The following is a 19,393-nucleotide window of genomic DNA, read 5'->3' on the forward strand; positions in this document are numbered from 1 at the left end:
TTCAAACCGTTTACTGGAGGCCGCCGGTACTGCTGGTCGTCGACGAGGTCGCCAGCGTACGCAGCCCGAACGTGAACATGTACGCATGGCTCAGCACTGGCGGCGTAGTGCCCGCCGAATAGCTATACGAAGTTACATAGTTCGCCGCCAACACGAAGCAATCGTCGACATAGCCGGCGCCGAGCACATACTGGTTGATCTTGTTGGCCTCGAGGTCCCAGCGCGCCGAGCCCGACACTACCCAGTTGGTCGCGACCTTGAGCGAGCCCGAGGTCAGGATGCCCTCGCGGCGCGTCAGATAGCCGAGTTCCGGCTGTGCCGCGTAGTTGCCGTACATCACGCTGATCGACCAGCGATCGAAGTTGGCGCGGCCTTCCGCCTCGAAACGCTGGACGTTCCAGGTCTGCTCGTCCATGCGGGAGCGGACGCTGAACGTGTAGGTGCGGTTGGGCGAGTAGGCGATGCTCGCCACGTAGTCGGAGCGGGGCTTGTCGAGACCGGAATCCAGGCCCGTGTTGATGGAGTCCTGGACCGCGTAGGAGTTCATGCCGAACAGCTGGTAGGACTGGCCGAACAGCGTCTTGACGGCGCCGCCCCTGTCGAACTGCGTGGTGGCCTGCACGCCGACATTGGCGCGGCCGCCGCCCTCGACGCGGTCGTAACCGGAGAACTTGTCGACGCTGAACAGGTTCGATGTGTCGAACACCATGCTCTGCGCGTCCTCGTTCGGCAGCTTGCCGGCATAGGTCTCGTTCGGGCGGATGATGATCTGCGCGATCGGCTCGATGGTGGTTGAGCCCCAGGGCTGAACGTTGATGAAGGGATAGCGGTATTCGAGGCCGACGGTCGGCATCAGGCGGATCGCCTGGGTGTCGCCGACCGGCAGGTAGTTCGACACGCCCGGCTGGTTCGAGACCGAGGAGTTGATCGCATCGGCACGGAGGCTGGCGAACGGCGTCCAGATCTGGCCGAGCGGGTCGGTGAAGGATTTGCGCCACTGCGCTTCCGCCGTCAGGCGGGTATAGGTGCCGGGGAAGCCGCGCAGCAGGCACTGCGACGGCGTGCGCGCGAGCGGATCGGCCGACGCCGTCGTGCACAGGCTGTTGGTGTTGGCGAGCGTCGTGATCGGATCGAACACGGCGGTGTCACGCGACAGGTTCACGAAGTTGGTCTTGTAGCTGAACTCGCCGCCGAACACCGGATAGTTGAGCACGTTCGAGTAGTCGATCACGGGGTAGACGATCGGCACCTGGTTCTGGTTGCCCGAGAAGCTCAGCCAGTACATCGTGCGCGCATCGAAGAAGCTGCGATTGCCGACGCCGGTCAGATAAAGCTGCGAAATCGCATCGGTCGGCAGGTTCAGGAACGATCCGAGCGGGTCCCTGTAGGCCGCGAGGCGATAGTCCGAGAAGAAATAGTAGTCGGACATCAGGACACCGTCCCAACCCCAGACCCATTTGTCGTTCAGCGCGAACTGACCCTTGGTGTCGATAGCGCCGCGGAACTGGCGGTCTCCGGGCTGCCCGGCAAAGGCTCCGGGATCGAGCTGGTAGATGCCGTAGGCGCGGATCTGATAGGCGCCGTCGATCAAGCGCTGACGGAATTCGCCTTGCAGCAGCGCGCCCTGTCGCGACATGAAGCGCGGGGTGAAGGTTGCGTCCATGTCGGGCGCGATCGCCCAATAATAGGGAACTTCGGCGCCGAAGCCGGTGTTCGTCGTGCCGGGGAAGTAGCCGGGCATCAGGAAGCCGGACTTGCGCTTCACGGTCGGGTCGGGCGTCGAGAAATAGGGCATGTAGGCGATCGGCACGCCGAAGAATTCGAGCTGCGCCGTCTCGAAGTACAGCATCTTCTCCTGCTGGTCGTGGATGATGCGCGCACCCTTGACCTGCCACAGCGGCGGCTTCTTCGGATCGTCCTTGCACGGCGCGCAGGCCGTGTAGACGCCGTTGTCGAACACCGTGTAGTTGCCGCTGGACCGGTCGGCACGGGTCGCGGCCATGCGGGTCTGGTCGGCGGTGTCCACGCGCAGCGAATCGACGAAACCGTCGCGGTAATCGTCCGAGAGATCCATGATCTCGGCATAGGTGATCTTGCCGTCGGCATCCGTCATGCGGATGTTGCCTTCGGCATGGAGCCGCTTGGTCTTCTGGTCGTAGATGACCTTGTCGGCCTCGACGCTGGTGCCGTTGTAGAACAGCTGGACGTTACCGACCGCGGAGACGCGCGAATTGTTGTAGTCGTAGTCGACCTCGGTCGCCTGAACCAGCATCTGGTTGTCGTTGGCGGCCTTCGGCGGCTTCGGGCGCGGCGGCAGCGGATTATAGGTGAACTGGGCCGAGGCCGGCGCCACGGCTGCAATGTCGATCAGCCCGCCGAGCGAGACGGCAGCGACGACGGCGAGCAGAAGCCTGCGCACGGACAAGCCGCGCCCGTTCGCGCGCATCACAGTGCGGCGCGTCAAACGAGACACGGGCCCTCGATGGACGGCAGTCACTAACCGTCCTCCTGGTACAACAAGGCCAAAAAGCCGGTGAGGCCGCCCACCACCACGGGCAACCACGCCGCAGCGATCGGATGCATCAACTCAGCCTTGCTCAAGTCTTCAGTCACTTTCGACAGAACGTAGAGCAGAAAGCCTGCGCCCACGCCACTCAAAACCATCTTCTGCACGCCGCCCATCCGGAAGAAACGCAACGACACCGAGGCCGCGAGCATCACCATGGCGGCGAGCAAAAACGGCTGCGCCAACAGCTTGTGATACTGGAGTCGATAGCCGGCTGTCGCGAAGCCTGAGCTTTCGGAGGAGCGGATGTAGCTCGGTAGTTGCCAAAAGGACACAGTCTCGGGTGTGGAAAAGCTGTTGCGGACCTGGGCCTCGGTCAACGTCGTCGGAATCGCCAGAACGGCCTGCTCGATCGGCGGCCCGTCGAGCGAGAAGCGGCGGACGTTCCTGAATATCCACTGGCCGACTTCGAGGTCCGCCTCGCGCGCCTCGACGCGTTCCTTGAAGTGCTGCTCTGTGTCAAACCGGAACAGCGTGAGCCCCGTGAGCCGGACGCCCTGCTGCTCGCTGCGCGCCGCATTGATGATCGTCTGGCCGTCGTTGGTCACCTGGTTGAGCCAGAAGCCGGAGGCGTCCTGGATGCCGCCGCCGGGCGCCGAGCCGAACAGCTCGGCCTCCATGCGCTTGGAGAGCTCGCGCAGATTGGCCGACATCGGATTGTAGGCGACGGTGGCGATCACCCCGATCAGGAGTGCGCTGCCGAGCGCCGGCGAGATGAACTGCCAGGCCGAGACGCCGGCGGCGCGCGCGACCACGAGCTCGAGCCGGCGCGAGAGCGCGAGATAGCAGGTCATGGCGCCGATCAGCATGCAGAACGGCGTCAGTTTCTCCAGGAGCTGCGGCACCCGGAACAGCGAGGTCTCGGCCACCATGATCGCCGAGGCGGACGCAAGGCCGGAGGTCTTGCGCACCATCTCGATGTAATCGACCAGCACCAGCAGCAGGAAGATGCTGGCGAACACGCCGAGCGCCGCGACCACGAAGCGGCCGGCGAAATAGCGCCCGAGTGTATTGGTGAGCATGCTCATGCGGTGGCCGGCCGTCCGAATAGCCGTGCGATGCGCGCGTTCGACCTGTTGATGGCCTCCATGAGGCGGGGCGGCGGCTCGACCACGATGCCGCCGACGATCATCCACATCCCGACGCCGATGGCGCCCAACACCATCGCGTATTGGACCAGCACCGCGGCGGGCGACTTCACCGCCATCACCGAGCAGGCGAAGCCGGCCATGCGCAGGCCGAACACTGCGACGATGGACGAGCCGATCGAGAAATTGCGGCTCTGGCGGGTGGTGCGAGGCGCACCGAGGAAGGCGAAGGTCAGCACGGCAAAGGCGAACGGATAGATCGGCGCCAACAGGCTGTCGTGCAAGGCCGAGCGGAACTGACCGGGAATCTGCTTGTAGACGGGATCATCCTCGGACGGCGAGAACAGCTCCCAGAGATAGCGCTCGCGGATGCCGAGGGTGACGTCGCGGCCTTGACCGGAGAACTTCGACATGTCGAAGCCGTAACGGCCGAACGCCACCAGCGCGGGATCGCGTTTGCCGACCTCGAAGCGCTGCAGATTTCCCGTTTCCAGCACCAGGAACGATCCGGTGTCGTTCTTCATGACCTCGCCATGCTCGGCGACGATCGAGACGCGCTCGTTGGGATCGCGGCGGTCGTCGATGAAGATGCCGGCGAGGATGCCGCCCGGCAGGCGCTCGCGGATCCGGATCGTCAGGTTCTTGTCGAGCTGCGCGAAGCGGCCGGGCTGGAGGATGTTGGTGAGCACGTCGGCGGTGATCTCGGCATCCCACTGCTTGATCCGCCGCATGCCGTCGGGCGCAAGATAGGCCGCGATGAAGGCGACCAGCAGGGCCACCACGCAGGTGGCGTAGAAGAACGGATAGAACAGCCGGAACGGCGAGAAGCCGGCGGCATTCATCACGATGATCTCGGAATCGGTCGCGAGCTTGTTCAGGGTGTGCGAGATCGCGATCATCAGCGCGATCGGCGAGATGATCAGGACCAGCGCGGGCACGACGAGGCTGGTGATGCCGAGGAAGGTGAGGATGGTCTGACCCTGGCTCGTCATCAGGTCGATGCCGCGCAACGCCTGCGTAATCCAGATCACGCCGGTGAGGCTGACCAGGACCAGCGCAAACGACGCCAGCGTCGTGCGGAAGATATACCTATCGATTGACCCCATGCGCTACCGCACGAATCCCACCAAGTCCCCAATGTCGGCCGGAGTTCTGGCCGTCCAACCAATCCCCGGAAGGGGATCCCCAAGGTCGGACAAACAGCTCTTACGCCGGCTTACTCTCTCACTACCATCCCTTTGATCCGTCAACAAAATGGCTGCCCCGTGGCACCCTCAACATATGGTTAATATTTCCCTCTTGTGGCCTGGCGGCCACGGGCGGTGCTTGGCATCTGCCCGGCCGGTGGCCCATAGTGGGGAAAGTCCAGTGAATCGCCGTTCAGCGCCGGCCCGTGGCCGGACCCGTCGAGCGGCAAAAGCCCCATGTTTTGGAGGAGTTACCCATGTCCGATGCCATCAAGGTCGGCTTCGTCCCGTTGTCTGCTGCCGCCCGTGGCATCCTGGTCGTGTTCTGCGACGACGGTTTGAAGCTGGGCCCGGCGACCGCCAAGGCGCTCGGCGGCGCTACCGAACTTGTGAAGCGGGCGGCCTCGGCCGCCGCTTTCAAAGGTAAAAGCGGCGCCGCGCTGGACATCCTGGCGCCGGAGGGGGTGAAGGCCACCCGCCTGATCGTGATCGGGGCCGGCAAGGCGACGGGCCTGAAAGCGAACGACTTTCTCAAATTCGGCGGCGTGGCGGCGGGCAAGCTCTCCGCCACTGCCGCCGCCATGACCATCATGGCGGAACTGCCTGACGGCGCCATGACGAGCGAGCAGGCGGTTGCGATCGCCGCGGGGCTCCGGCTGCGCGCCTACAAGTTCGACCGCTACAAGACCAAGAAGAAGGACGGCGAGGAGGGCGGCTCACGCGCCGATATCTCGCTTGCGGTGGGCGATGTCGCCGCGGCCAAGAAGGCGTTTGCCTCGGCCGGCCATGTCGTCGACGGCGTGATCATCGCGCGCGACCTCGTCAACGAGCCGCCGAATGTGCTTTTCCCCGAGGAATTCGCGCGCCGCGCAAGCCTGCTCCGCAAGCTCGGCGTCAAGGTCGAGGTGCTCGACGTCAAGGCGATGGACAAGCTCGGCATGGGCGCGCTGCTCGGCGTCGGCCAGGGCTCGACGCGGCCGAGCCGCACCGTGATCATGCGCTGGGACGGCGGCAAGAAGGGCGAGGCCCCGGTCGCCTTCGTCGGCAAGGGCGTCTGCTTCGACACCGGCGGCATCTCCATCAAGCCGGCCGGCAGCATGGAGGACATGAAGGGCGACATGGGCGGGGCTGCCTGCGTCGTCGGGCTGATGCACGCGCTTGCGGCGCGCAAGGCCAAGGCCAACGTGGTCGGCGCCATCGGCCTCGTCGAGAACATGCCCGACGGCAATGCGCAGCGACCGGGCGACATCGTCACCTCGATGTCGGGCCAGACCATCGAGATCATCAACACCGACGCCGAAGGCCGCCTCGTGCTGGCCGACGTGCTCTGGTACGTGGCCAAGAAGACGAAGCCGAAATTCATGGTGGACCTGGCGACGCTGACCGGCGCGATCGTGGTCGCGCTCGGCACCGAGCATGCCGGCATGTTCTCCAACAATGACGAGCTCGCCGACCGGCTGCTGACGGCCGGCATCGAGAGCGGCGAGAAGGTCTGGCGCCTGCCGCTCGGCCCCGAATACGACAAGCTGATCGATTCGCAGTTCGCCGACATGAAGAACACCGGCGGCCGCCACGGCGGCTCGATCACCGCGGCGCAGTTCCTGCAGCGCTTCGTCGACGGCACGCCCTGGGCGCATCTCGACATCGCCGGCACCGCCATGGGCGCGCCGAAGACCGACATCAACCAGAGCTGGGGAAGCGGCTATGGCGTCCGCCTCCTGGATCGCCTGGTGGCGGACCACTACGAGCGCAAATGATCCAAAATGACTGAAGTGCTGTTCTACCATCTGCAAAACATGACGGTGGAGAACGTGTTGCCGCCGCTTCTCGAGAAATCGCTCGAGCGCGGCTGGCGCGTCGTGGTGCAGTCGACCTCGGAGGAACGCGCCGATGCGCTCGATGCGCATCTGTGGACCTATCGCGACGATTCCTTCCTGCCGCACGCGACATGGCGCGTGAACGATGCCGCCGATCAGCCGATCGTGCTGGCGATCGAGGAGGACAATCCCAACGGCGCCCATGTCCGCTTTCTGGTCGACAACGCAGCGCTGCCGCAGGATGCGCAGGGCTATGAGCGCATGGTGCTGCTGTTCAACGGCGACGATCCGGACGCGCTGGCGCTCGCCCGCAGTGCCTGGACGGATTGCAAGGCGCGGGGATTTGATGTCACCTATTGGCAGGCCGACGAACGGGGGCGGTGGCAGCGGCGGAATTAGCGGTCGATCGCAATTAATGATAATTTGCACTTTACGGGTGATGCTGGCTTCGGCCACCTTCGTGCCGCAAAGTGATGTTGGGACAATCGTTTAGGGCTGGTCCTTCACGCGGGGAATTTAGTTTATCGTGCGACATCAAAAGCTTCCCGGCTCGCTCATAGTTGCGTTGGCTGCCGTAGCACCGCTGGTCGCGGGCTGCTCGGGCGGGACCGATCTGCTGTCCAAGGATGCCCAGTGGTTCAACACGCCCAGCCGCCTGTTCATCAGGAACATCTCGATCGAATCGCCGCCGCTGACTCCCGAAAAGCCGGTCGGGGCTGAGGATCTGGTCAGCGCCGACGGCGCCTGTCCCGGCATGGCGGCGCCTCCCGGACCTGCCGATGCCAATGCATCGACGACCGCGCCGGCGGCCGCCGGCGGCACAGTCGCGCTCGGCCATACCGAATGCGACGTGGTGCGCGGCATCGGCGCGCCCTCGAACGTGAACCTCTCCAATGATGCCGTCGGCAGGCGCGTTGCCGTCGTCACATGGACGACCGGTCCGCGCGCGGGCATCTACACGTTCACGGCCGGACGCCTGTCCTCGATCGAGGGCACGCCGGAGGCGCCTGTGATGCCGAAGGCGACCAAGCCCAAGGCGAAGAAGAAGTCGGCGTAAGCGCAAGCCCGCGTCCCGGCGCAACGCTACGAGCTGGTCGTCGATCCGAACGCGGCCAGGGCGATCGACCTCGACATACGGTCCTTGCCGCTGGTTCGCGCGGATCGCGCAATTGAAGAGCGCGCACCGCGCGCGACCAAAACAACAACATCATCCGCGACAGCCGGCTCGAATACCCGATTTGCCGCAATGGGCTGCCGTTGACGTAGGTCAACACCTTCAATCGCATCCGGCCTAGAAAGACCCGGCAACGGTCTTCGAAGCTGGTATTGATGCGATCTTTCCATCAGATGGAACGTCTTCTACGCAGGGCGTGCCGCGTCGTTGTTGCGCTCTCGCTCGTCGGGTGCCCCGGCATCGCTGCGGCCGACGACGACATGAAACTGACGCCCACGCAGATCGAAAGCCTCGGCATTCGTGTCGTGCATCCGGTTTCGAGCAGAACCGACCAGACACTGCCTTATCCGGCGCAGATCGTCGTTCCGACGCCTCAATTGTGGGTGGTGAGCACACCCGTTGCCGGCATGGTCACCAATCTGGCCGTCGCGCGCGGGGATCGCGTGAGCGCCGGCCAGCCGCTTCTTACGTTGGAGAGCCAGGGTTTCGTGTCACTCCAGCGGGACTATCTTCACGCCGTCGCGCAGGAGGCTCTTGCGAACCAGCAGCTCAGGCGGAACGCCGATCTCTTCGAGGGCAAGGCCGTCCCACAACGCGTTCTCGAGGCGAGCCAGACCGAGGCGCGCCAGGCCACCATCGCGGTCGCGGAGCGCCGGCAGATGCTCCGGTTGGCGGGGCTCTCCGATGATGCGATCTCCCGGTTGGCGAGCGACGCGGCAATCAGCGGGACGCTGACCGTCAATGCGCCGCAGACGGGATCCGTGGTCGAGATCGCGGTCTCGCCGGGGCAGCGGCTGGAGCAGTCCGCGCCGCTGGTCAAGCTTGCCCGGCTTTCGCCGTTGTGGGCCGAAATCGCCATTCCAGCGGCCAACATCCGCGCAATCCGCACCGGTGCGCGGGTCGAGGTCGAAGGTTACGCAACGCCCGGTCGCGTCGTTCTGATTTCCGAGACGACCGATGCGGCGACGCAAACCATCCTGGTGCGGGCCGAAGTGCCGAACAGCGGCCAATTGCACCCGGGCCAGACGGCGTCCGTCCGTCTCAGCTTCCTCTCCGAGGGCGAGAGCGCCTGGGAGATTCCCTATAGCGGTCTCGTCCGTCGTGGCGAGCAGAGCTGGATATTCAAAGCCATCGAGGGCGGCTTCCGGCTGGTATCGGTCACGCTGCTCGCAGAGGACCAGGATCACGTCGTGATATCCGGCCCGATCAGCGACAAGGACGAGGTTGCGATCGCGGGCATCTCGGCGCTTCGGGGCATTCTCTCGCGGCTCGGAGCCGGCCAATAATGCTCCAGCGTCTGGTCGCCTTTGCGCTCTCGCAGCGGCTGTTCGTCCTGCTCGCCGTCTTGCTGCTGATCGGCGCTGGCGCAACGTTCCTCCCCAGCCTGCCGATCGACGCGTTCCCCGACGTTTCACCAGTCCAGGTGAAAATCATCATGAAGGCACCGGGCCTGACGCCGGAGGAGGTCGAGCAGCGCATCACCGTCCCGATCGAGCTCGAACTGCTGGGCCTGCCGAACAAGAAGATCCTTCGCTCGACCACCAAATACGCGCTCGCCGACGTCACGATCGATTTCGAGGACGGCACGGATATCTACTGGGCGCGCAACCAGGTCTCCGAGCGGTTGTCGAACATCGCTCGTGACCTTCCCGAGGGGGTGAGTCGGGCTTGCGCCGATCACCAGTCCGCTCGGCGAGATGTTCATGTTCACCATCGACAGCTCCGAGCTGTCGCTGGCGGAACGGCGAACCCTGCTCGACTGGGTGATCCGACCGGCGCTGCGCACGGTTCCCGGGGTTGCCGACGTGAATGCCCTCGGCGGCTACGTGCGGGCGTTCGAGATCGTCCCGCTCAACGATGCGCTCGCCGCGCGCGGCATTTCGTCGGAGCTGTTTCGCCGCGCCGTCGAAACCAACAGCCGCAACGACGGCGCGGGGCGCGTCAACCAGGGCGAGGACAGTGCCCTGGTGCGGATTGAAGGCAGCATCCGCACGATCGACGACATCAAGGCCATTGTCGTGGACACCCGCGACGGGGTCCCGATACGCGTGAACGACGTTGCGCGCGTCAAGGTCGGGGCCCTGACACGCTATGGGGCGGTGACGGAGAACGGCCAGGGCGAAACGGTTGAAGGGCTGGTGCTAGGCTTGCGCGGAGCCAATGCCGGTCAACTCGTGCGCGACGTCCGCGCAAAGCTCGAGGAGCTGAAGCCCGCGCTGCCCCAGAGCGTATCCCTCAACGTGTTCTATGACCGAAGCCGACTCGTCGGTCGCGCCGTCGGCACGGTGGTGCGGGCGCTCGGCGAGGCGACCGTGCTGGTGGTCGTCCTGTTGTTGCTGTTCCTGGGCAATTGGCGCGCATCGTTGGTGATCGCCCTCAGCCTGCCGCTCGCGATCGTCATTGCGCTCCTGGCCATGCGTGCGGTTGGAATGTCCGCCAATCTGATGAGCCTCGGCGGGCTTGCGATCGCGATCGGCATGCTGATCGATGCGCTGGTGGTGGTGGTCGAGAACATCGTCGGAAATCTCGGCAGCCACGAGCCGGGCAGGGGCCTTCCGCTGATCCACGTCATCTTCCGGTCGGTCTGCGAGGTGCTGCAACCTGTCGCTTCCGGCGTGCTGATCATCATGATCGTGTTCGTGCCGCTGCTCACCTTGCAGGGGCTCGAGGGCAAGCTCTTCATCCCCGTTGCGCTCGCAATCATCTTTGCGCTCGCCGGCTCGCTGTTGCTGGCGCTCACCGTGATCCCGGTCGCGACCTCGTTCCTGCTCAAATCGGCAGGGCACGGCGAGCCGCTGCTGATCCGCCTCGCGCAACGCGTCTACGCACCCGCGCTGGACTGGTCGCTGCGAAACGAGCGAAAGGTCATTGCTGCAGCTCTCCTGGCGCTGGTCGCGGCAGGGTACGCCTATTCGCAACTCGGCAAGACCTTCATGCCGACCATGGACGAGGGCGACGTCATCGTCAGCGTCGAGACGTTGCCGTCGGTCAATCTGGACGAATCCCTCGCGATCAACGCGAGGATCCAGTCGGCGCTCTTGAAGGTTCCGGACGTCACCGGGATCATCGCGCGAACCGGTTCCGACGAGCTCGGGCTCGATCCCATGGGACCGAACCAGACTGACACGTTTCTCGTGCTCAAGCCTGTTGAAGAGAGAGCCGCCCCGGACAGGGCGGAGCTCTTGAAGGCGCTGCGCAACGTGCTCGGCGACTTTCCGGGCATCTCGCTCAGCTTCACCCAACCCATCGACATGCGGGTGCAGGAGATGATCAGCGGCGTGCGTGGCGACGTCGCTGTGAAGGTCTTCGGCAGCGACGTCGGCAGGCTCAACGAGATTGCGACGAAACTGTCCGAGATCCTCACCAGCATCGAGGGTGCGGAAGACGTCTACACGACGCTCAACGAAGGTGCGCAATACTACACGGTCGTCGTGAACCGGATGGAGGCCGGCCGTCTCGGTCTGACGGTGGACACCATTGCCAATGCGCTGCGGACTCAGATCGAGGGGCGGACGATTGGCACCGCGCTCGAGGAGGGCCGTCGCACGCCCATTCTGGTCCGGGGAAGCGAGACGACGCGGGAGGCGCCCACATTGCTCGCGAGCCTGCCACTCACGCTCGCCTCCGGGCAGCACGTCGCGCTGTCCCAGGTCGCGCGCATCCAGCGCGTCGACGGCCCGGTGAAGATCGACCGCGAGGACGGCAACCGGATGAGCGTCGTTCGCGCCAATGTGCGCGGCCGCGACATGGTCGGCTTCGTCGAGGCGGCCCAACGGAAGGTCGCCGCCGATCTTTCGCTGCCGAAGGGCTATCGGCTCACCTGGGGCGGACAGTTCGAAAACCAGCAACGCGCTGCCGCGCGCCTTTCGATTGTCGTGCCCGTCGCCATCGGTCTGATCTTCGTGTTGCTGTTCACGACCTTCGCTTCCGTTCGGCAGGCCTTGCTCGTGCTCGTGAACATCCCGTTCGCGCTGATCGGAGGCGTGTTTGCCCTCGTCTCGACCGGCGAATATCTGTCGGTTCCGGCCTCTGTCGGATTCATCGCCCTGCTCGGAATCGCGGTCCTGAACGGCGTCGTGCTGGTTTCGTATTTTAATCAGTTGAGGGCGCATGGCGTCGGCGAGGACCAGATCGTGGTCGACGGTGCCAGGCGGCGGCTCCGCCCGGTGCTGATGACCGCCAGCATCACCGCATTGGGCCTGATCCCGCTCTTGTTCGCTTCCGGTCCGGGATCGGAGATCCAGCGGCCGCTGGCGATCGTGGTGATCGGAGGATTGCTGTCGTCCACGCTGCTTACGCTCATCCTGCTCCCCATCCTCTATCGCCGGTTCGGCGGCACTGTGAAGGAGTCAAAATGACCAGCAAATATGTGTGCCTGTCGTTGATCCTGGCGCGAAAGCTGCGCGAGGAGCTGCTCGACTTTCTCAGCGAGCAGCCGGGCCAGACGTCCGGCTTCACGGTCTCCGATGCCGCGGGACACGGCTCAGGCGTGCAGTTGCCGACGGCCGCCGAACGCGTGAAGGGCCACGCCGATCAGGTGCATGTCCAGATCGTTCTGCCAGGAGCGGACGCCAGGCGCCTGGTCGATCAGCTCCGGCATTCGTTCGCGGGCTGCAATCTCGTATATTGGATTGCTCCGGTGGCCGAGTTCGGAACCATCGCGTAGTCCGGAGCAACCTCTACCCCGCCGCTTCATCAAACTGCGTGCCGGCTCCGAGCCATTGCTCTTCCGCGCGCCTTCGACGGCTGCGCGGCCGCTGGCCGTTTGTCACGCACGTCATAGGGATCAACCGGACTTGATCTGGATCATGGAGCTTGGCCGTCCGGCAGTGCAGGCTCGGATGGTCCCGCCAGATAAGGGACCGCTTTGACGACAAGAACTCCAGAGGATCATCCAGGGACCATTGATGTGAGCAACCTCGCCAAGATTGAACGCGATCCGAACTACCAGGAGCTCGTGCGCCGACGTTCGTCGCTGGGCTGGATGCTGTCGGCGGTTATGCTTGTTGTCTATTTCGGCTTCATCCTGCTGGTCGCCTACGCTCCCAAGTTCCTCGGGATACCGCTGGGCAGCGGCGTGACGACGATCGGCATTCCAATCGGACTGTCCGTCATCGTGCTCGCCTTCCTGCTGACGGGTATCTATGTCCGCCAGGCGAATTCCAGTTACGACGTGCTCATCCGCAAGATTGTCGAGGAGAACCGCTCGTGAAGAAATTCTCATGGCTCCTGGCGATCCTGCTCGCAGGCCTGCCCACCATCGCGCTCGCCGCAGGCAGCATCGACGGCGGCGTTAAGCAGGCGACCAACTGGTCGGCGATCGGTATGTTCGTCGGGTTCGTTGGCCTGACGCTCGTCATCACCTATTGGGCCGCCAAGAGGACCGCATCGGCCGCGGATTTCTACTCGGCCGGCGGCGGAATTACGGGCTTCCAGAACGGACTTGCGATCGCAGGCGACTACATGTCGGCGGCGTCCTTCCTCGGCATATCGGGCCTCGTCTATACTTCGGGCTACGACGGCTTGATCTACTCCGTCGGCTGGCTGGTGGGATGGCCGATCGTCACCTTTCTGATCGCCGAACAATTGCGCAACCTCGGAAAGTTCACCTTTGCCGACGTGACCTCGTTTCGGCTCGGGCAGACCGAGATCCGTATCCTGGCGGCGTGCGGCTCGCTGGTGACGGTTGCGTTCTATCTCATCGCGCAGATGGTCGGTGCCGGTAAGCTGATCCAGCTGTTGTTCGGCCTCGACTACTGGATCGCGGTCGTCTTGGTTGGTGGCCTGATGATGATCTACGTGACGTTCGGCGGGATGAAGGCGACGACCTGGGTGCAGATCATCAAGGCGGTGCTGTTGCTCTCGGGCGCAACGTTCATGGCCGGAGCCGTCCTCTACAAGTACGGGTTCAGCCCGGAAGCGCTGTTCACCAAGGCAACAGAGGTGCATCCCAAGAAACTCGCGATCATGGAGCCCGGCAGCCTGATTTCCAATCCGCTCTCGGCCATCTCGCTCGGCCTGGCGCTGATGTTCGGAACGGCGGGCCTGCCTCACATCCTGATGCGCTTCTTCACCGTGAAGGACGCTCAGGCGGCCCGCAAGTCCGTGTTCTACGCCACGGGTTTCATCGGCTATTTCTACATCCTGACCTTCATCATCGGCTTTGGCGCGATCACGCTGGTTTCGACCGACGCGATGTTTCTCGATGGGAGCATTCTCGAGAAGACCAAGAGCGGAATCGCGGCGATCAAGGGCGGCTCCAACATGGCGGCGATTCATCTCGCGAACGCCGTCGGCGGCAATCTGTTCCTTGGCTTCATTTCGGCCGTTGCCTTTGCCACGATCCTGGCCGTCGTGTCAGGCTTGGCTCTGGCCGGGGCATCATCCATCAGCCACGATCTCTACGGCATGGTGATCAAGGGCGGCAACGCAAACGAGCAGGACGAGATCCGGGTCTCGAAGATTGCGACACTGGTGCTCGGCGTGCTTGCGATCTTCCTGGGCATCGTGTTCGAGAACCAGAACGTCGCCTTCATGGTGGGCCTTGCTTTCGCCATCGCGGCATCCTGCAATTTCCCCGTGCTGGTGATGTCGATCTTCTGGAAAGGCCTGACGACGCGGGGAGCCGTGTTCGGCGGCTTCCTTGGCCTGTTCAGCGCGGTTGTGGGCGTGGTCCTCTCGCCGGCAGTCTGGGAGGCGACCCTTGGCTTTGCCAAGGGGTCGGCTCCCATCAAGCTGGACAATCCGGCGCTGTTCTCGATGGCGCTCGCCTTTGCGGGGATCTGGCTGGTCTCGATCCTGGACCGCAGCAAGCGTGCCGCGGCCGATCGCGATGGCTTTGACGCGCAATATGTCCGATCGCAGACCGGTATCGGTGCTGCTTCGGCCACGGCTCACTAGGCGAGGATCTGCGGGACGTCGCTTCGGTACCGACCGGCTCATATGGGCCGGCCGGTGCCGCGCTTTCGATGATCAGTCGTCGGATCCTCGGATGGTCCGTATCTTCGAAAGGCCGAAATGCCCAAGGCGTTCGATATCACCAACCCGCCGTTCGATCGTCTGACGCCGGGCGAGGCCGAGACGTTGCGGGCCGCGCTGGACATCGGGTACTTCAGTCCGGGCGAAGCGATCATCGGGCGGGACGCCCCGGCGGAGGCGCTCTATGTCGTGATCAAGGGCATCGTCGAGGAGCGGAACGAAGCCGACCTGCTGGCATTGCTCGGTCCCAAGGACACGTTCGACAGTCGTGCGCTCGTTCACGACCATAGCGGCCACCAGTTTATCGCCCGCGACGAGACGCTTTGCTACGTGATCCCCCGGAAGGTCGCGCTCGGTCTGATCAAGGCGAACCCGCGCTTTGCGGCTTTTTTCTACCGGGAGATATCCCAGAAGCTGGACGAACTCGCCAACGACGAGGAGACGGGACGTTACGGCTCGTTGATGCACGCCAAGGTCGGCGAACTGTTCCTCCATCCGCCGGTGTTTCTGGCTGCCAGTGATACGATCGAGGCCGCCGGGCATCTGATGCGCGAGATCAACAGCAATGCGCTGTTTGTCCGGGACGGTGAGCGGATCGGCATCGTGACCGGCATGAACCTGTCCAAAGCGGTGGTGCTGCGGCGCCAGTCCATCCAGACGCCGGTCGGCGAGCTCGCGAATTTCGACATCGTGTCGCTGCGCCGTGACGATTTCGTCTCCTCGGCCCTCCTGCTCATGACCAAGCACAACAAGCGGCGGCTTGCCGTGCGCGACGGCGAAGAGCTCGTCGGAATTCTGGAGGAGATCGATCTGCTGGGGTTCTTGGCGGGAAGCGCGCAAGTCATTGCCGGCCGCATCGATCGAGCCTCGAGTCAGCAGGACCTCGCCACCGCGGCGCGGGAGATCGAGACGCAAACGCGCGTGCTGCGACGGCAAGGGGTCAAGGTAGAGGTCATTGCGGAGATCGTCTCCGACCTCAATCGACGCCTGCTGTCTCGATTGTTCGAAATGGTCGCGCCGGCCGAGCTGCGCACCAGCAGCTGCCTGATCGTGATGGGAAGCGAAGGGCGGGGCGAGCAGACCATCCGTACCGACCAGGACAACGGCCTTATCCTCGCAGGTCCGATGCAGGGCGAAATCCTGGAGGCGTTCCGTCAGGAATTCTTCGTCGCTCTGCAGAGCTTCGGCTTTCCGCCCTGTCCGGGCGATATCATGGTGCGCAATCCGCTATGGTCCCGGCCGCTTTCGGAGTATCGCGCGGATTTGCGCCGCTGGATCGTGCTTCCCGATCAGGCGGGGCACATGAATGTGGCCATCGTCTACGATGCGCAGGCAATCGCGGGCAATGAGCAGCTCCTGAACGACGCCAAGACGGCGCTGATCGACATGACCCGGGGCGAGCAGGCGTTCATGGCCCACTTCGCGCGCGCCGTTGACGCGTTCGAAACGCCGATCGGCCTCTTCAACAACCTGATCACGTCGGAGGGCACCGGCGATGCGCTGGATCTCAAGAAGGGCGGCATCTTTCCCATCGTGCACGGCGTTCGCAGCCTGGCGCTCGAGCAGGGCCTGCGCGAGACCTCCACCGACAAGCGGATTTCCCGGCTCTGTGATCTCGGCGTGCTGCAACGGGACTTTGGACGCGACTTGAAACAAGCCTTCCGATTCCTGCTGATGCTTCGGCTCGATGGGCAGCTGGCCGCATCCGCGGGCGCATCGGGAACTCTGGTAAGACCGGCGCACTTGTCCAGCATGGAACGTCATCTGTTGCGTGACGCGCTCCAGGTGGTGAAGAAGTTTCGGGAAATTGTCGGTCATCATTTCAAGCTCGGCATGTTCTAGAATGCTGCCCCGTGCGATCAAACGACTGTTGCACCAGGCGACCCTGAGCGATCAATCTTATCGCTTCATGTTCGATCGCGCTCCGGACGACGAGTTTGTCGTCATCGATTGCGAGACCACCGGTCTGAATGTGCGAACGGACAACGTCGTCGCCATTGCCGCAATCAAGATCCGCGGCAACCGGATTTTGACCAGCGCGCGCTTCGAAGCCATCGTCCATCCCGACAGCGAACTGGAGGCGGAGGCGATCAAGATTCACCGCTTGCGCCGGTCCGACGTCGAAGCGTCGCCGATCGTCTGGAAGGTGCTGCCAGGCTTTCTGCATTTCATCGGGCCGCGCCCGCTGATCGGCTATTATGTCGACTTCGACATCGCCATGCTGGACAAGTACATCCTGCCGCTGGTGGGAATCGAACTGCCCAACGAACGCATCGAAGTGTCGCGGCTCTACTACGAACGCAAATACGGCAACGCGCCGCCGAATACCGAGGTCGATCTGTCGTTCGCCGCGATCCTCCACGACCTCTGCATTCCGCCTCTTGGGCAGCACGATGCTTTCAACGACGCATTGATGACTGCGATGATGTTCCTGCAGTTGCGCGACCTGACCAGGCGCGGCGTCCGTATCGCGCGCCAACGCGCCAGCCCCGTTTTCAATCAGTTCGGGGGATAACCGGGCCCGGCGCGGCGGAGCAGATTGTCCAACAGCTACAGACAGAAACGTACAGGTACTTTAATACCTGTACTGTGCATGGGGTTGTTCTTCAGATTTTGATGGAGCCTTGGCCGGCCGAGCCCGGACCGACGTTCCGCGGTCGCAAGACTAGCCCGCCGCCTCGTCGAATTGCGTGCTCGCCTCGAGCCACTGCTCTTCCGCGCGCGCCAGCGCATCCGCTGCGTTTGCGCGCGCCTTCGACAGCTGCGCGGCCTGCTTGGGATCGCGGGTGAAGATGTCGGGCAGGGCGAGCGCCGTGTCGATCTTGGCGATGATCTTGGTGACGCGGGCGATCTCGGCTTCGGCTTCGGTAATGCGCTTCCTGAGCGAGCCGCGATTGTCCGACCTCGGGCGCTGCGGCTTCTCGGCTGCCGTGCTGCGATCGCGCGGGGCGGGTTCGCTGTTGCGCGCCGACAGGACCAGGCGGCGGTATTCGTCAAGGTCGCCGTCGTAATTGGTGACGGTGCGGTCGGCGACGATCCAGAGCCGGTCGGCGCAGGCCTCGATCAGATAGCGATCATGCGAGACCATGATCACCGCGCCGGGGAATTCGTTGATGGCTTCCGCAAGCGCAGCGCGGCTGTCGATGTCGAGATGGTTGGTCGGCTCGTCCAGGATGATCATGTTGGGGCCGAAGAAGGTCGCAAGTCCGAGCAACAGCCGCGCCTTCTCGCCGCCCGACAGTCTTGCCACCTTGGTGTCGGCCGCCTTGCCGGAGAAGCCGATCGCGCCGGCGCGCGCCCGCACTTTCGCTTCCGGCGCATCCCCCATCAGCTTGCGGACGTGATCGTAGGCGGAGGCGTCCTCGTTCAGCTCGTCGAGCTGATGCTGCGCGAAATAGGCGATCGACAGCTTGTCGGCGCGCGTGACCTTGCCCGAGAACGGCGCGAGGCGGCCGGCGAGCAGCTTCACCAGCGTCGACTTGCCGTTGCCGTTGGCGCCGAGAAGGGCGATGCGGTCGTCATTGTCGATGCGCAAGGTGACGCGGCCGAGCACCGGCGTCGCCGGATCGTAGCCGACCGAGGCGTTGTCGACGGCGATGATCGGCGGCGACAGGATTTTTTCCGGCGCGGGGAAGCTGATCTCGCGCACATCTTCGGTGACCAGCGCGGTGATCGGCTTCAGCCGCTCCAGCATCTTGACGCGTGATTGGGCCTGGCGGGCCTTGGAGGCCTTGGCCTTGAAGCGGTCGACGAAGGCCTGCAGGCGGGCGCGTTCGGCCTCCTGGCGCTTGACCGCCTTCGCATCGAGCAGCTCGCGCGCGGCGCGCTGCTCCTCGAAGGAGGAGTAGGTGCCCTTGTAGAGCGTGAGCTTGCCGCGCTCCAGATGCAGGATCTGGTCGACCGAGCTTTCGAGGAGGTCGCGGTCGTGGCTGATCACGATCACCGTGCGCGGATAATGCGCCAGGTGGTCTTCCAGCCACAGCGTGCCTTCGAGATCGAGATAGTTGGTGGGCTCGTCGAGCAGCAACAGGTCGGGGGCCGCGAACAGCGTCGCGGCGAGCGCGACGCGCATGCGCCAGCCGCCGGAGAATTCGGCGCAGGGACGGAGCTGATCGGCGGCGGAGAAGCCGAGGCCGGACAGGATCGCGGCGGCACGGCTCGGCGCAGAATGCGCGTCGATGTCGACCAGCCGGGTCTGGATCTCGGCGATCCGGTGCGGATCGGTGGCGCTCTCGGCTTCGTGAAGCAGCGCGTCGCGTTCGAGATCGGCCTTGAGCACGACCGAGATCAGGCTCTCGGGGCCGTTCGGGGCTTCCTGCGCGAGGCTGCCCACCCGCCAGCGCGGCGGCAGGGTCACCGCGCCGTGCTCGGCCGCGAGCTCGCCGCGGATCACCTTGAACAGCGTCGATTTGCCGGTGCCGTTGCGTCCGACCATGCCGACGCGCGATCCGGGCGTGATCTGCACGGAACTCTGGTCAATCAAAAGGCGTCCGGCGAGGCGGATGGAGAGGTCGGTGATGGACAGCATGCGGCCTTGTCACCGCAGCCGGGATCAAACGCAACCCGTTTTTGCGCAGCCCGTT

Annotated in this window: 13 protein-coding genes and 1 pseudogene; 10 read left to right on the forward strand and 4 right to left on the reverse strand. The window is 64.2% G+C overall.

Going from position 1 to position 19,393, the window contains the following annotated elements:
• Positions 1 to 10 precede the first annotated feature (10 nt).
• From AAFG50_RS19390 to lptF, 3 genes are read right to left on the reverse strand one after another with little or no spacing between them, the layout of a single operon-like run.
• Positions 11 to 2,446: an LPS-assembly protein LptD gene (locus tag AAFG50_RS19390; protein WP_231166731.1), complete on the reverse strand. Its 2,436-nt coding sequence runs from the start codon at positions 2,444 to 2,446 to the stop codon at positions 11 to 13.
• A gap of 50 nt (positions 2,447 to 2,496) precedes the next feature.
• Positions 2,497 to 3,594 (reverse strand): LPS export ABC transporter permease LptG, encoded by a 1,098-nt coding sequence (gene lptG / locus AAFG50_RS19395; RefSeq protein WP_028171096.1) that lies wholly within the window; start codon positions 3,592 to 3,594, stop codon positions 2,497 to 2,499.
• Positions 3,591 to 4,760 (reverse strand): LPS export ABC transporter permease LptF, encoded by a 1,170-nt coding sequence (lptF, locus tag AAFG50_RS19400; protein ID WP_011086881.1) that lies wholly within the window; start codon positions 4,758 to 4,760, stop codon positions 3,591 to 3,593. The genes lptG and lptF overlap by 4 nt, the downstream gene beginning before the upstream one ends.
• Positions 4,761 to 5,098: 338 nt before the next feature.
• Here lptF and AAFG50_RS19405 point away from each other — a divergent pair, with 338 nt between their 5' ends.
• The 10 genes and pseudogenes from AAFG50_RS19405 (at position 5,099) to AAFG50_RS19450 (ending at position 17,325) form a co-directional block, all read left to right on the forward strand.
• Positions 5,099 to 6,598, forward strand: coding sequence for a leucyl aminopeptidase (locus AAFG50_RS19405; protein WP_028171097.1), 1,500 nt, complete (start codon positions 5,099 to 5,101; stop codon positions 6,596 to 6,598).
• A 6-nt stretch (positions 6,599 to 6,604) separates the two neighbouring features.
• A complete protein-coding gene (locus AAFG50_RS19410) occupies positions 6,605 to 7,057 on the forward strand; it encodes a DNA polymerase III subunit chi (protein WP_011086883.1) in 453 nt (150 codons plus the stop codon).
• Positions 7,058 to 7,223: 166 nt separating this feature from the next.
• On the forward strand, positions 7,224 to 7,715 hold the full coding sequence (locus AAFG50_RS19415) for a hypothetical protein (RefSeq protein WP_028171098.1): 492 nt from the start codon (positions 7,224 to 7,226) through the stop codon (positions 7,713 to 7,715).
• Positions 7,716 to 7,987: 272 nt separating this feature from the next.
• Positions 7,988 to 9,118 (forward strand): efflux RND transporter periplasmic adaptor subunit, encoded by a 1,131-nt coding sequence (locus AAFG50_RS19420; protein WP_028171099.1) that lies wholly within the window; start codon positions 7,988 to 7,990, stop codon positions 9,116 to 9,118.
• Positions 9,118 to 12,190, forward strand: a pseudogene (locus tag AAFG50_RS19425) (CusA/CzcA family heavy metal efflux RND transporter). Before AAFG50_RS19420 ends, AAFG50_RS19425 begins: the two are co-directional and overlap by 1 nt.
• A complete protein-coding gene (locus AAFG50_RS19430; protein WP_028171100.1) occupies positions 12,187 to 12,498 on the forward strand; it encodes a DUF3240 family protein in 312 nt (103 codons plus the stop codon). Before AAFG50_RS19425 ends, AAFG50_RS19430 begins: the two are co-directional and overlap by 4 nt.
• 243 nt (positions 12,499 to 12,741) lie before the next feature.
• Positions 12,742 to 13,044, forward strand: a complete 303-nt coding sequence (locus tag AAFG50_RS19435; RefSeq protein WP_028171101.1) for a DUF485 domain-containing protein — start codon at positions 12,742 to 12,744, stop codon at positions 13,042 to 13,044.
• Positions 13,041 to 14,732, forward strand: a complete 1,692-nt coding sequence (locus AAFG50_RS19440; RefSeq protein WP_011086889.1) for a cation acetate symporter — start codon at positions 13,041 to 13,043, stop codon at positions 14,730 to 14,732. Before AAFG50_RS19435 ends, AAFG50_RS19440 begins: the two co-directional genes overlap by 4 nt.
• A 183-nt stretch (positions 14,733 to 14,915) precedes the next feature.
• Entirely contained in the window at positions 14,916 to 16,652 is a 1,737-nt protein-coding gene (locus tag AAFG50_RS19445) for a putative nucleotidyltransferase substrate binding domain-containing protein (RefSeq protein WP_231166703.1), read from the forward strand.
• Between the two features lie 67 nt (positions 16,653 to 16,719).
• Positions 16,720 to 17,325 (forward strand): 3'-5' exonuclease, encoded by a 606-nt coding sequence (locus tag AAFG50_RS19450; protein ID WP_342714207.1) that lies wholly within the window; start codon positions 16,720 to 16,722, stop codon positions 17,323 to 17,325.
• A 150-nt stretch (positions 17,326 to 17,475) separates the two neighbouring features.
• Here the strand turns inward: AAFG50_RS19450 and AAFG50_RS19455 are convergent, their stop codons facing one another.
• Entirely contained in the window at positions 17,476 to 19,338 is a 1,863-nt protein-coding gene (locus tag AAFG50_RS19455; protein WP_028171104.1) for an ABC-F family ATP-binding cassette domain-containing protein, read from the reverse strand.
• Positions 19,339 to 19,393 lie beyond the last annotated feature (55 nt).

The organism is Bradyrhizobium sp. B039, assembly GCF_038965675.1.
GTDB classification, from domain to species: Bacteria; Pseudomonadota; Alphaproteobacteria; order Rhizobiales; family Xanthobacteraceae; genus Bradyrhizobium; species Bradyrhizobium diazoefficiens.

What these genes read in the sequence shown, in the direction of transcription:
- AAFG50_RS19390 (WP_231166731.1), bottom strand. Translation starts at nt 2,446, where the DNA reads ATGCGCGCGAACGGGCGCGGCTTGTCCGTGCGCAGGCTTCTGCTCGCC.
- lptG (WP_028171096.1), bottom strand. Translation starts at nt 3,594, where the DNA reads ATGAGCATGCTCACCAATACACTCGGGCGCTATTTCGCCGGCCGCTTC.
- lptF (WP_011086881.1), bottom strand. Translation starts at nt 4,760, where the DNA reads ATGGGGTCAATCGATAGGTATATCTTCCGCACGACGCTGGCGTCGTTT.
- AAFG50_RS19405 (WP_028171097.1), top strand. Translation starts at nt 5,099, where the DNA reads ATGTCCGATGCCATCAAGGTCGGCTTCGTCCCGTTGTCTGCTGCCGCC.
- AAFG50_RS19410 (WP_011086883.1), top strand. Translation starts at nt 6,605, where the DNA reads ATGACTGAAGTGCTGTTCTACCATCTGCAAAACATGACGGTGGAGAAC.
- AAFG50_RS19420 (WP_028171099.1), top strand. Translation starts at nt 7,988, where the DNA reads ATGCGATCTTTCCATCAGATGGAACGTCTTCTACGCAGGGCGTGCCGC.
- AAFG50_RS19430 (WP_028171100.1), top strand. Translation starts at nt 12,187, where the DNA reads ATGACCAGCAAATATGTGTGCCTGTCGTTGATCCTGGCGCGAAAGCTG.
- AAFG50_RS19450 (WP_342714207.1), top strand. Translation starts at nt 16,720, where the DNA reads ATGTTCGATCGCGCTCCGGACGACGAGTTTGTCGTCATCGATTGCGAG.
- AAFG50_RS19455 (WP_028171104.1), bottom strand. Translation starts at nt 19,338, where the DNA reads ATGCTGTCCATCACCGACCTCTCCATCCGCCTCGCCGGACGCCTTTTG.